General features: G+C 70.1%; 10 protein-coding genes. 3 read left to right on the top strand and 7 right to left on the bottom strand.

Translation table 11 applies throughout. The features are described 5' to 3' along the window. The first annotated feature begins 41 nt into the window (after positions 1 to 41). From GVV77_RS16445 to GVV77_RS16435, 3 genes are read left to right on the top strand one after another with little or no spacing between them, the layout of a single operon-like run. Positions 42 to 3323, top strand: a complete 3282-nt coding sequence (locus GVV77_RS16445; RefSeq protein ID WP_159620192.1) for a DEAD/DEAH box helicase — start codon at positions 42 to 44, stop codon at positions 3321 to 3323. Between the two features lie 29 nt (positions 3324 to 3352). After that, a complete protein-coding gene (locus GVV77_RS16440) occupies positions 3353 to 4189 on the top strand; it encodes an ABC transporter ATP-binding protein (RefSeq protein ID WP_246199876.1) in 837 nt (278 codons plus the stop codon). Then, entirely contained in the window at positions 4186 to 4971 is a 786-nt protein-coding gene (locus GVV77_RS16435) for an ABC transporter permease (RefSeq protein ID WP_159620190.1), read from the top strand. The genes GVV77_RS16440 and GVV77_RS16435 overlap by 4 nt, the downstream gene beginning before the upstream one ends. A gap of 19 nt (positions 4972 to 4990) precedes the next feature. On the opposite strand, the gene GVV77_RS16430 is transcribed toward GVV77_RS16435, so the two are convergent. The 7 genes from GVV77_RS16430 to acnA form a co-directional block, all read right to left on the bottom strand. Then, positions 4991 to 5944 (bottom strand): alpha/beta fold hydrolase, encoded by a 954-nt coding sequence (locus GVV77_RS16430; RefSeq protein ID WP_159620188.1) that lies wholly within the window; start codon positions 5942 to 5944, stop codon positions 4991 to 4993. A gap of 9 nt (positions 5945 to 5953) precedes the next feature. After that, positions 5954 to 7477, bottom strand: a complete 1524-nt coding sequence (locus tag GVV77_RS16425) for an ABC transporter ATP-binding protein (RefSeq protein ID WP_159620186.1) — start codon at positions 7475 to 7477, stop codon at positions 5954 to 5956. Further along, positions 7474 to 8229 (bottom strand): energy-coupling factor transporter transmembrane component T, encoded by a 756-nt coding sequence (locus GVV77_RS16420; RefSeq protein WP_159620184.1) that lies wholly within the window; start codon positions 8227 to 8229, stop codon positions 7474 to 7476. The genes GVV77_RS16425 and GVV77_RS16420 overlap by 4 nt, the downstream gene beginning before the upstream one ends. A 4-nt stretch (positions 8230 to 8233) precedes the next feature. After that, on the bottom strand, positions 8234 to 9046 hold the full coding sequence (locus tag GVV77_RS16415; RefSeq protein WP_159620182.1) for an ECF transporter S component: 813 nt from the start codon (positions 9044 to 9046) through the stop codon (positions 8234 to 8236). 106 nt (positions 9047 to 9152) lie between these two features. Then, positions 9153 to 10181, bottom strand: a complete 1029-nt coding sequence (locus GVV77_RS16410; protein WP_159620181.1) for a nucleoside hydrolase — start codon at positions 10179 to 10181, stop codon at positions 9153 to 9155. Next, positions 10181 to 10828: a GntR family transcriptional regulator gene (locus tag GVV77_RS16405; protein WP_246199875.1), complete on the bottom strand. Its 648-nt coding sequence runs from the start codon at positions 10826 to 10828 to the stop codon at positions 10181 to 10183. Before GVV77_RS16405 ends, GVV77_RS16410 begins: the two co-directional genes overlap by 1 nt. Before the next feature lie 27 nt (positions 10829 to 10855). Continuing rightward, positions 10856 to 12735: aconitate hydratase AcnA (gene acnA / locus GVV77_RS16400; protein ID WP_159620179.1), on the bottom strand; the 1880-nt coding region annotated here is incomplete at its 5' end.

Raw genomic sequence — 12735 nt, 5'->3', positions numbered from 1 at the left:
CCCGGGCACGGCGCGCAGCCGCCGCGTGAGAGCATGAAAGTATGCCCTCTTCGTCCCACCCCCTGATCGATGTCACCGACATCATCCGCATCGTGGGCGGTGCGTCGTTCCAACGCGGACAGGTCTACGCCAAGGACGGCGCCGTCAGTTCCCTCGCCTGGGACGCGAGCGCGAAGATTCTCACCGGCCGGGTCCGGGGAAGCGCGCCCACCGAGTACCGCACCAAGCTGCGCCTCGGCCTCAAGGGTGACGGCCGCTTCCGTCCGCTCGAAAACTTCTGCAGCTGCCCCGTCGGCTCGGACTGCAAGCATGTTGCCGCCACCGCCCTCCAAAGCAACACCGAACACCTCCTGGCCCGCCAGGAGACCACCGCGGCACCGCCGCCTCCGCGGCCGGCGGCGGGCTGGCAGGCCTCCTTGAGCGAACTGCTCGCCCCGGCACCCGGCACTGCCGAAGTGCCTGCAGCGCCGACGACGCCACTGGGCCTGCAATTCGAGGTGCGCACCCCCGAAGTGGCGGTCCAGCGCTGGGGATCAGCCGCCGACAGGCAGGGCCTGCGCACCCTCAACGCCCGGCTGGGGGTGCGTCCCGTGAGCCAGAACTCCAAGGGCAAGTGGGTGAAGAACAACCTCTCCTGGGGAAGCATCAGCTACCAGACCTATGGTTTGCGGCTCGACCCCGACCAGCACCGCTGGTTCTCCCAGTTCCCTGCCCTGCACCGGGGCACCGGCGTCAACTACTTCGGCAACAACGACTCGTGGCTGTACCTCGACGACTTCAGCAATCCCCTGCTCTGGCACCTCCTCGAGGAAGCCGGGCGGCTCGGCATCGAGTTTGTCGGATCGAAGAAGTCAGTGACCGTCGTCCTCGCCCACCGGGCCACCCTGCGCCTTGACGCGACAGCGGCGGCTGATGACTCGGTCCAGCTCTCCCCCGTCCTGGAGATCGATGGGCGGATCCACCCGCCGGAGACCGCCCACATCATCAGCGACCACGGGATCTACGCGGTGGCACCGGACACGACAATCACCCTCGCCCCGACCGGCAGGAAGCTCAGCGGACAGGACCTTGAACTGCTCCGTCGCTCCCGTCCGCTCCACATCCCGGCCGGGGAGACCTCGATCTTCCTTGAGGAGTACTACCCCCGCCTCAGCCGGTCGCTCAAGGTGGCCAGCAGCGATGGAAGTGTAGACCTGCCCGAGGTCCAGCCGCCGGCGCTCGTCCTCACTGCCGCCTACCGGCCCGACGGCGCGGTGACCCTCTCCTGGGACTTCCGGTACACCTTCGGCACCGCCGTGCAGCGTCACCCGCTGGGCGGTGGCCCGGCGGCCGCTGACGGCTACCGCGACGCCGACGCCGAGGACGCCCTGGAAGCGGCGGCCCGGGCCGTGATCAGCCCACTGCCGCTGCGGAAGACCATCCTTGAGGACATGCAGGCCGTGGAGTTCACCGAGTCGGTGCTTCCGCGGATCGAGGTGGAGCCGGGCCTTGAGGTCGACGTCGTCGGGGACAAACCCGACTACGAGCACCTGACCGAAACCCCGCAGCTGGTGATCAGCACCGTCGAGACCGAGGACCGGGACTGGTTCGACCTGGGTGTGATGGTGACGGTCAGCGGGCGCAAGATCCCCTTCGACTCAATCTTCCGCGCCCTCGCGCAGGGCCGGACGAAGCTCAAGCTCGTCGACAACAGCTACCTGTCCCTCCAGCAGCCCGTTTTTGACCAGCTGCGCGAACTCATCGAGGAGGCACGCGGCCTCACGGAGTGGGAGACCGGCTTCCAGATCAGCCGCTACCAGGCCGGACTGTGGGCCGAGTTCGAAGACCTCGCCGATGAGACGGAGCAGGCCGAGTCCTGGCGGAACGCCGTCGCCGGGCTGCTAGAGCTTCCCGACCTGGCGCCGGTCGAGGTTCCCCTGGGGGTCAAGGCCGAACTGCGGCCCTACCAGAAGGAGGGGTTCAACTGGCTCGCCTTCCTCTGGCGGCATCAGCTCGGTGGTGTGCTCGCAGACGACATGGGCCTCGGTAAGACCCTTCAGGCCCTGACCCTGATCCAGCACGCCCACGAGGCCGGCGGGCCGCACGCGCCCTTCCTCATCGTCGCACCGACCTCCGTGGTGCCCAACTGGATCAACGAGACCCACCGCTTCACCCCCGGGCTCCATGTCGTCGGCATCTCCGACACCCAGGGCGCCTCCGGGGTGCCGATCCGCGAGCAGGTGCGCGGCGCCGACGTCGTCGTGACCTCCTACACCCTGTTCCGGCTCGACCTTGAGGCGTACTCAGAAACCGAGTGGGCGGGACTGATCCTCGACGAGGCGCAGTTCGTCAAGAACCGCACCTCGAAGGTCCACCAGGCCGCCAAGGACTTCGCCGCCCCGTTCAAGCTGGCGATCACGGGCACGCCCATGGAGAACAACCTGATGGAGCTGTGGGCGATGTTCAATATCGTCGCCCCCGGGCTGTTCCCCTCGGCCCGCCGGTTCACCGAGGACTACCGCACCCCGATCGAGAAGATCGGCGACAACCGCCCGTTGGCGCGGCTGCGCCGGCGCATCCGCCCCCTGATGATGCGCCGCACCAAGGAGGCCGTCGCCTCCGACCTGCCGCCCAAGCAGGAGCAGGTGCTCGAGGTCGAGCTCACCCCCGAGCACCGGCACATCTATTCGACCTATCTGCAGCGGGAACGGCAGAAGCTGCTGGGCCTCATCGATGACCTCAACAGCAACCGCATGATCGTGTTCCGGTCGCTGACGCTGCTGCGCATGCTGAGCCTCGACGCCTCACTTGTCGACCCCGACCATTCGGACGTTCCCTCGGCCAAGCTTGAAGTGCTCTTCGAACAGCTCGAGGACGTCCTTGCCGAAGGCCACCGCGCGCTGGTGTTCAGCCAGTTCACGTCCTACCTGAAGAAGGCCGCCGAGCAGCTCGAGGCCCGCGGGATCGAGTACGCCTACCTCGACGGCTCGACGCGCAGCCGGGGCGAGGTGATCGACAGGTTCAAGGAAGGCTCGGCACCGGTGTTCCTGATCAGCCTGAAGGCCGGCGGTTTCGGCCTCAACCTGACCGAGGCGGACTACTGCTTCCTCCTGGACCCCTGGTGGAACCCTGCCAGCGAGGCGCAGGCGGTCGACCGGACCCACCGGATCGGGCAGACAAAGAACGTCATGGTCTACCGGATGGTCTCCAAGGGCACCATCGAGGAGAAGGTGATGAAGCTCAAGGAGCAGAAGGCCCAGCTCTTCAGCTCCGTCATGGACGACGACGCCGTGTTCAGCTCGGCACTCACCGCCGAAGACATCCGCGGCCTGCTCGAGGCCTGAGCTTCCCAGCCCCGGCCGCAGCGTCCACAATGAACAGCGTCCACAATGAACAGCAGGCGGGCTCGGGCTCCGCTGCAGTCCCCGGGCGGATGGAGGTGGCGGTGGAGACGGAACGGCACGACGCCGCCGGAGCAGCGGCCGGCACCGCCCGGCTGCAGTGCGCCGGCGCTTCCAAGCGGTTCGGCGGCGAGCCGGTCCTGGAGCGGGTCAGCCTCGAGGTGCGCGGGGGCGAAATCCATGCCCTGGTGGGCCTCAATGGAGCAGGCAAGACGACGCTGATGCGCCTGTTCCTGGGCATGCTCCGGCCCGACGGCGGGTCGGTCCTGGTGGCGGGCCGCGAACCCTCGATGCTGTCATCGGGCGAACGCGCCGGCGTTGGCTACCTGCTTGAACACCCGCTTGCCTATCCGGAACTCACCGTCCTGCAGAACCTCACGCTGGCCGGGCGGCTGGCCGGGCTGCGGCCGGAACGTGCCCGCGCCGCGGCCCTTGAGCTCATCGAGGAGTTCGCGCTCACGAAATGGGAATCCACGCAGGGCCGCAGGCTGTCCCTGGGCAATAAGCAGCGCCTCGGCCTCGCGGCGGCCCTGACCGCCTCGCCGGGCACAATTCTGCTCGACGAGCCCACGAACGCGCTTGACCCTGCCGGGGTCATGATCGTGCGCCGGATGCTCCTGGACCGCGCCCACACGCGCGGCGCAGCGGTGCTCGTCTCAAGCCACCATCTCGACGAGGTGGCGCGGGTCGCCGACCGCATCAGTGTCCTGAACGCAGGACGCATCATCGGCAGCCTCCCGCCCGATGCCATGGACCTCGAGCGGCGCTTCTTCGACATGATCTACGCCGACTCCGGGATCGGGCAGTGACCGGCCCGGCGCAGCTCGGGGCGGCCCTCGCCGCGGAATGGCTCAAGTTCCGCCGCGCCCGCCCCGTGGTGTTCACGAGCTTTTTCCTCGTCCTCGGCGTACCGGTGATGACGGTGGCATCGGTACTCTCCCTGAACGGCGCCAACCCGTTGCTGGCGGTCAAGGCCGAAGGCGTCATCGGTGCCGGAGGCTGGGAGGGGTTCTTCACGGGAGCCGGCACCATCAGTGCCGTCGGCGGCCTCCTCGGGTTTGGGGTGGTCACCGGATGGGTATTCGGCAGGGAGTTCACCGACGGAACCGTCGGTTCCCTCTTCCTTGCGGCGGTCTCCAGGACGGCCACGGCCGCCGCGAAGCTGCTGCTGATCCTCGCCTGGTCCGGTGCGGTCGCCGTCGCACTGACGTTTACCCTGGTCGCGGCCGGGCTCCTCACCGGAACGGCCGGGAATCCGGGCGATCCGGGCATTCCTGCCCTCGCTGCCAAGTTCCTGCTGATCACTGCCGCCACGGCCCTCCTGGCCCTGCCCTGCGCGTGGGCCGCCACCCTGGGCCGGGGCTACCTCTCCGCGATCGGCGCGGTGATCGTCATCGTTGTCCTGGCACAGCTGGCGGCAATGGTGGGGCTCGGCGGCTGGTTCCCGTTCTCCGCCCCCGGGCTGTGGGCGAGCCAGCGCGGCGCCGGCGCGGACGTCACGACTGCGGTCCAGGTGCTGCTGTCGCTGCCGCTGGGTGGTCTTGCCGCGGGCCTCACGCTGCGGTCCTGGCACCGGCTCACCCTCTCCTGAGTCCGCCGCCCGGCCGCTCCTACGGCTCTCCGCGGAGCAGGTCGGCGAAGTCGGCTGGCCGGGTTTCCGGCCACCAGTGCCCGGCGTCGACCCTCGTCACCCTCAGGTGCTCCACCCACTCCCCGAGCCCCTCGACCAGCGCCGGTGAAAGGAAGGGATCCTTCACCGGCACCACGACGTGAACGGGCACCGTCACGGCCGGCAGCCGCGGCCGGAGGCCGGAGCGCGAGCGCAGCGCCCGGTACAGGGCGAGGCCCCGGATGGGATCGGCTCCCACCCGGCGCCGCGCCGTTCGCTCATAGCGCCGTCGCAGCGCCACCTGCCAGAAGAGTTCGGGGAGGACCGGCAGCTGGAAGGCCGCAATGTACCAGCTGCGCAGCAGCTGCCCGGCGAGTTCCGGCCAGCGGCCCGGGGTCCGGAGGCGCTCGCGCGTCCAGCGGCGGAAGTGCCCGAGGTCGGGCCCCGAGATGCTCGTGAAGCGGGCGATTCTCCCCTCGGAGCGGGGGTCGGCCACCGCCGCCCAGCCCTGGATCGAGCCCCAGTCATGGCCGACGAGGTGCACCCCGGGAACGGCCACGGCGTCGAGCACCGCGAAGAGGTCATCCACCAGGACGGAGATCCGGTAGTCCCTCGAACGGGCCACCGATTGGCCGGCGTTGCGGGTATCGACGGCGACGAGGTGATGGGTCGCGGCCAGCAGGGCGATGGCCGGGAGGTACACGCGGTGGTCGTCGGGGTAGCCGTGCACCAGCACCAGGGTGGGCACGCCCGGCCCCGGCTCCCTGCCGTATTCGAAGACCTCCAGTTCCGCGCCTTGCCCCGGCGTTCCGACGACCACGGTGCGGCGGCGGGCGGTGTCTCGGACGTCGCTGGAGTCTCCGCTTCTTTTAGCAGGACTGCCGCTCCGGCCGGCGGCCGGGGCGGGCGCACCGGACGGACCGGCGTTCGGGCCTGAGGCGTCGGGGCGTTCCATGCGGCAACCCTACGCCCCGTCCGCTCCCCGGCGGGCCCCGCCGGAGAGGATCCTGCCGTCCTTCAGCTCGAGAATCCGGGTGCACAGGGCGTCGGCGAACGCCCCGTCATGGGTGGCAAGCACCACGGCGCCGCCTGCCGCGGCGTGGCCGAGGAGCAATTCCGCCACCCGGTTGCGGCCCCGCAGGTCAAGGCCGGCGGTCGGTTCGTCGAGCACCCACACCGCCGGTCCCGAGGCGATCAGGGAGGCAAACGCCACCAGCCGGCGCTCAACGAACCCCAGCTCGTACGGGTGTTCTCCTGCGGCGTGTCCGAGCCCAACGGCCGCCAGTGCCGTCCGGGCCCGCTCCTGGGCCGCCTCCCGGCCGGCCGCGGCCGCAGCGGGCCCGTAGGTCACCTCGCGCAGCACGGTCCGTTCGAAGAGCTGCTGGTCGGTGTCCTGGAACAGGTATCCCACCGCACCGGCCAGCTGCCCGGTGGGAGTGCGGCGCCCCAGCGGCTGCCCCGCGACGGTCACCGTGCCCGACGACGCCCTCAACAGCCCGTTAAGGTGCTGCAGGAGCGTCGACTTGCCCGACCCGTTCGCCCCCGTCAGTCCGACGATGTCGCCCGGACTGACCCTCAGGTCGACGCGCCGGAGGACCTCGGCCCGCCCGCGGGCACCCTCTCCGCGGTAGGAGAAGGAGACGCCGGCGAGCTCGGCGAGCGGACCCGCGGCCTGGACCTGCCGCACGTCCGGGGCCGCCGGGGCGGCGGGCACCCGCCGCAGGTCCGGGGCTGAGCCTTCAGTGCCGATGGCGTACCGCTCGAGCCCCGCAGTGCGGGCCTGCGCGACAGAGCCGTCGAACACGGGCCGGCCGCTCACAAGCGCCAGGACCCGGGAACGTTGCGGGGCCGAACCGGGGAGCATCGGGGCGCAGATCACCAGAGCGGTGCCAGCCGCGCGCAGCACCTCAAGGGTCCGGGCCACCTCGGCCCGGGAGCCGGCATCGAGCCCCTGGAAGGGCTCGTCGAGGATCAGCACCCGGGGGTTCCCGACGACGGCAGCAGCGATGATCGTGCGGCGGAGCTGGCCGCCGGAGAGCCGGCGGGGATCCCGGTCCAGGAGGTCCGTCAGCCCGAGCCGGGCTGCTGTGGCCTGCACGGCCGCCCGCAGCTCCCCGGCGGGCACGCCCCGGTTCGCCGGCCCGAAGGCGATCTCCTCCGCGACGGTGGCCGACATCATGGAGAGCTGGCCCTCGGTCCGCTGCGCCGCATACGCCACGGTGGAACTCCACGCGGCGGGATCGATCAGCGGATCCCCCGGGCCGCCCGCGAACCCGAGCCGGTCCCCTCCGAGGGTCAGCGCACCGCGGAACTGCGCTCCGCTCCCGGCCCCGGTCTGCCCTGCCAGCAGGCGGGCAAGGGTGGTTTTTCCGGACCCCGACGGCCCGACGACGTGCACCAGGGCTCCGGGTTCCACGGCGAGATCCACACCGGAAAGGGCGACGGGACCGCCGTCGTACGCGTAGCTTGAACACTCGAGCCGGATCACCGGCCGGCCCCCACGGCGTACCAGGCGCAGCCGAACGCGAGCACCCCGGCGGCCATCAGCCACCGGGCGGTGCGCTGGCCCGCCGTGTCGGTATCGGGAAGGTAGCTGGTGCGGGGTCCCGGGGAGGAGAACCCCCGGGCCTCAAGCAGCTGGGTCCGCTCGGCGGCGTCGATCAGCAGGCCGGTGACGAGGGGAACGCTGACCATCAGGAGTCCCCGTACCCGGGAGGGGATACTGCCGCCCACCACCAGTCCGCGCGCCTGCTGCGCCCGGGTGATCTGGCGGGCCCGTTCGGCGACGTGCGGCAGCAGCCCCACCGCCGAGCCAACGACGAAGACGAGCCTGCGGTTCCAGCCGCGGTGGGTAAGCGTGGACACCAGCTCGGGAATGCTTACGGTCAGGGCCGCGGTGAGCAGCACTCCGGTGAAAACGGCGAGCCTCAGCCCGGTGAGCGCGGCGAACTGCAACCCCTCGGCGGTGACGCGGGCGGGCCCCCACTCGGCGAGGACCGTGGTTCCCTCAGGAAAAAACAAGCCGTGCAGAAGGAACGAGGAGACCAGCAGCGGACCGGCGGTCACCGCGATGGCCAGGGCGATCTGCCGCGGTTTACCTGAAAGCAGCACTCCCGGCATCACGGCGACGACGAGGACGGCGAGTGAGAACTGCCAGGTGTTGACCACCAGGACCAGCACCACCAGCAGCGCCGCGGCGGAGAGTTCGGTCAGCGGGTTGAGGACGCGTCGCCGGGGCACTTGATTACCGCCCGGCGGCCGGCCCGGTCCTCCCGGCGAGGACCCCGTACCGCCGGAGGAAGGGGAACTGGGCCCGCGAGCGGCGCGGCAGGGCGTAGGCGAGAAGGGCCACCAGGGTGAACACGACGAGCTTGTCGAGGGTGTCCGAGGTCAGTCCCTGCTTCGTCGCCGCGACCAGCAGCGAGTCCCCCACGGCGCGGAAGGCGGCAACGAGGGCGTTGGTGCCCACCGTGCCCGCGGCGCCGAACATAAAGGCGGCCACCGGGGCAGCCACCAGGCCGCCGACGGCACCGACGACGAGTCCGGCAACCGGTGCCAGGTAGACCCGCCGGAACATGCCGTACCGTGCGGCGGTGCCGGCCAGCAGCCCGATGAGGGCGGCTCCGGCCGCGAAGGGAAGCGCAAGCGGGTTGAACAGACCCCAGATGGCGTTGCTCAGCGCCCCGGTCGCCGCACCCGCGGCCGGACCGGCGAGGACCGCGACGAGGACCGTGCCGATGGCGTCGAGGTAGATCTGCAGCCCCAGGCTGCCCGCTGTCTGCCCAATAGCGATATTGAGGGCGATACCCAGCGGCATCAGGACGAGGGAACTCGTGCTCAGGGAGGGCAGGATCCCCGCCACCAGCAGGGCGCCGCCGCCGAGGAAGCCGAACAGGGTGATCAGCGAGGAGGTTCCGCCGATCCCTTCGGCGATCTCCGCGGGCTGCACCAGCACGAGGTACAGGTACGTGGCGGCGATCAGGGCGGCTCCGACGGCGACCAGGGCGCTCCGGGGGCGCGTGGCCTTCGTCGCGGGAAGGGTCAGGGGTGAGCTCATTGCAGTCCTTGGGCGCGCGGGGCAGGGGCGTGCACCTCATGTCACCTCGGCGCGGCCCGCGGCGGTGCGGGCAGTAGCTAAGTGTACCCGCAGGGTCAGGGGCGGGTCAGCCCCGTTCGGCGGCCAGCCGGGCGAGGCGGTCGATGAGCGTCTCGAAGACCCTTTCCGGCTCGTTGGCGGTCACCACCCGGGCGTTGTGCGGCTGCTTCCAGAACCCGGCGAAGTCGCCTATGGTCTGCCCAAAGGTCAGGGGCGAGTCCGTTTCGACGTCGACCGTCGCGGGCCGGGTGGTGGCGGTCGCCTCCCCGGTGGCGATCATGGCGGCGAAGAGGTCGTGGAGGTGGGCGAGGTAGCCCTGGTCGTACCGGCGGTGGAACTCCATGTAGAAGCGCAGCGCATCCGAGACGCAGGCGATGATCCGGTTGGGGTTGGTGCTGCGCAGCCCTTCGGGGTCGGCGGGGCTGAGCAGTTCTGCGCCCGCACCGGCGGCTTGCGACAGCCGCTCGAGGTGCTCCGGGCGGCATTCGATCCGCTCGGTCGACTCCAGGGCGCACACCACCGGCAGCCGGTCCGCCGGCAGGCCGCGGTAGGCCGCGAAGACCTCCTTGGCCGCATGCGGATCGACATGGATGTTCCATTCGGCGACCGGCGTCGTGTTGCCGGGGTAGTTGAACGCCCCGCCCATGATCACCAGGCCCTTCAGGAGCATCGGCAGCCGCGGCTCGGCGCGCAGGGCGAGGGCGAAGTTCGTCAGCGGCCCGGTGATCAGCCCCGTGATCTCCCCGGGGTTCGCCCGGGCCGCCTCCACCCATACCTCCACCGCGGAACGGTCGGAGACCTGCTGCCGGGCGGCCGGAAGCACGGCGTAGCCCACCCCCTGGTCCCCGTGGGTTTCCTCGGTCGTCACCAGCGGCACCACGAGGGGCACCTCGCTGCCGATGGCCACCTCGACCCCACTCTGCCCGGCGAGTTCGAGGAGGGCGAGGTTGTTCGCCGCGACCTGCGCCGCGTCCACATTTCCGGCGGTGCAGGTAATGCCTTCGAGGCGGACCTCGGGCACTGCACACAGGTAGAGCAGCGCCACCGCGTCATCGATGCCGGTGTCGACGTCGAGCAGCAACCTGGTCGGGCCCACTAGCCGGCCGCCGAGGTCCGCAAGAGCGCAAGCCGCAGGGCGCGGGCCGTCTCCATGTGGGTGCGGGCGATCCGCCGGGCGTCCTCGGCCCGGCGGTCGGCCACGGCGTGCACCAGTGCCTCGTGCTCCTCCAGCGACTCCTGCCAGCGGTTGCCGACGGACAGGGTGGAGCGCGGGGTGTGGATCAGGTGCGTGGAGAGTCTCGCCAGCAGGTCGGTGAGCACGGGGTTGTGGGAGGCCGCCCACAGCGCCACGTGGAACTCCTGGTTGAGGTTGATCCTGGTCTGGTCGTCCGGGTCGGGCAGGGCCTTATCCCGCTCCACGAGGGCCTCGAGGCGGATCATATCGGCCGACCGGCGTTCCGAGGCGGCCTGGCCCGCGGCCTCCTCCTCGAGCATCACGCGCAGGTCGTAGATCTGGATGACCTCCTGCGGGTCGATCTGCGGCACCTGAAGGCCACGCGCCGCCCGCTCCAGGAGCCGCTCGTGCTGGAGCCGGCTGAGCGCCTCCCGCACCGGAGTGCGGGAGACGCCGAACCGCTCGGAGATGACCACTTCGCGCAGGGCGGTGCCCGGCGGGTGGACCCCGGCGAGGATCTCCCCCCGGAGGACCCGGAAGATCGCCTCGCCGTCAACTTTCGCTGACACGTCCGTGGACTCGGTCACGGGGCCGGGTCAGCCCACCAGCTGCCGGAGGACGTACTGAAGGATGCCTCCGTTGCGGTAGTAGTCGGCCTCGCCCGGGGTGTCGATGCGCAGGACCGCGTCGAAGGAGACCGGCTTGCCGCCGTCGGCGGGCGTCGCCGTCACCGTGACGGTGCGCGGCGTGCGGCCCTCGTTCAGCTCGGTCACTCCGCTCACCGAGAACGTCTCGGTACCGGTCAGCCCAAGGCTCTCGGCGTTCTCGCCCTGCGGGAACTGAAGCGGGAGCACGCCCATGCCGATGAGGTTGGAGCGGTGGATCCGCTCGTAGCTTTCGGCGATGACCGCCCGAACGCCCAGCAGCGCGGTGCCCTTTGCCGCCCAGTCACGGGAGGACCCGGAGCCGTATTCCTTGCCGGCCAGGACGACCAGGGGAATCCCCGCCGCCCTGTAGTTCTCCGCGGCGTCGTAGACGGCTGCCTGCGGCGCATCGGGCTGGCTGAAGTCGCGGGTGAAGCCGCCCTCCACACCGTCCAGCAGTTGGTTCTTGATGCGGATGTTCGCGAACGTGCCGCGGATCATCACCTCGTGGTTGCCGCGGCGGGAGCCGTAGGAGTTGAAGTCCTTGCGCTGCACGCCGTGCTCGAGCAGGTATCGTCCGGCCGGGGTGTCCGACTTGAAGGAACCCGCCGGGCTGATGTGGTCGGTGGTCACCGAGTCGCCGAGCTTGAGCAGGACGCGGGCGCCGTCGATGTCGGAGACCGGCTCGGCCTCGAGGGTCATGCCCTCGAAGTATGGCGGCTTCCGCACGTAGGTGGACTCGGGATCCCACGCGAAAGTGGCGCCGGCGGGCGTCGGCAGGGACTGCCAGCGCTCGTCGCCCTCGAAGATGGCCCCGTAGCTCGAGGTGAACATCTCCTCATTGATCGAGGAGTCGATGACTGACTGCACCTCGACGGGGTTGGGCCAGATGTCCTTGAGGAAAACGTCGTTGCCGTCACTGTCGGAGCCCAGGGGCTGGTTGTCGAAGTCGAAGTCCATGGTGCCGGCCAGGGCGTAGGCGACCACCAGCGGCGGGGAGGCCAGGTAGTTCATCTTCACGTCCGGGTTGATCCGGCCCTCGAAGTTCCGGTTGCCCGAAAGCACTGCCGTCACGGCGAGATCGTTGTCCTGGATGGCCTGAGAGATCTCATCCTCGAGCGGCCCGGAGTTGCCGATGCAGGTGGCGCAGCCGTACCCGACGATGAAGAAGCCGAGCTTCTCGAGGTAGGGAATAAGGCCTGACTTCTCGTAGTAGTCGGTGACGACCTTCGAGCCCGGGGCGACGGAGGTCTTCACCCACGGCTTGGAGCTCAGGCCCTTCTCCACGGCGTTGCGTGCCAGCACGGCGGCGGCGAGCATGACCGAGGGGTTGGAGGTGTTCGTGCAGGAGGTGATCGACGCAATGCTGACGGCACCGTGGTCAAGCTCGAACTCGCGCCCGTCCTTCATGCTGACGCTGACCTTCTTCGAAGGCCGGCTCTCAGGGTCGGCCTGTGCAGGCACCGTCTCGCGCGGCTGGGCGTTCTCGTCGACGGTGGTGCCACTGTCGGCGCTGTAGCTCGGAGCGTCGGAGGCCGGGAAGCTGAGCTCCGAGGCTTCGTCGACTGTTCCAGCGGCCGACTTGTGCATCTCGAGGTCGGGGTCGTTGGAGTAGGTGCGCAGATCCTCACGGAACTGGCTCTTGGATTCGGTCAGGGCGACCCGGTCCTGGGGGCGCTTGGGCCCGGCGATGGAGGGCACCACCGTGGACAGGTCCAGCTCCAGGTATTCGGAGAACCGGATCTCGGTGGACGGATCGTGCCACAGGCCCTGTTCCTTGGCGTAGGCCTCCACCAGGGCCACGTTCTCCGCCGGGCGCCCGGTCAGGCGCA

The organism is Arthrobacter zhaoguopingii (genome assembly GCF_009828605.1).
Lineage (GTDB): Bacteria > Actinomycetota > Actinomycetes > Actinomycetales > Micrococcaceae > Arthrobacter_D > Arthrobacter_D zhaoguopingii.
The sequence above is the reverse complement of the archived record's forward strand: the minus strand, read 5'-3'. Positions and strand labels throughout refer to the sequence as shown.

What these genes read in the sequence shown, in the direction of transcription:
- GVV77_RS16430 (WP_159620188.1), bottom strand. Translation starts at nt 5,944, where the DNA reads ATGGAACGCCCCGACGCCTCAGGCCCGAACGCCGGTCCGTCCGGTGCG.
- GVV77_RS16445 (WP_159620192.1), top strand. Translation starts at nt 42, where the DNA reads ATGCCCTCTTCGTCCCACCCCCTGATCGATGTCACCGACATCATCCGC.
- GVV77_RS16415 (WP_159620182.1), bottom strand. Translation starts at nt 9,046, where the DNA reads ATGAGCTCACCCCTGACCCTTCCCGCGACGAAGGCCACGCGCCCCCGG.
- GVV77_RS16440 (WP_246199876.1), top strand. Translation starts at nt 3,353, where the DNA reads ATGAACAGCGTCCACAATGAACAGCAGGCGGGCTCGGGCTCCGCTGCA.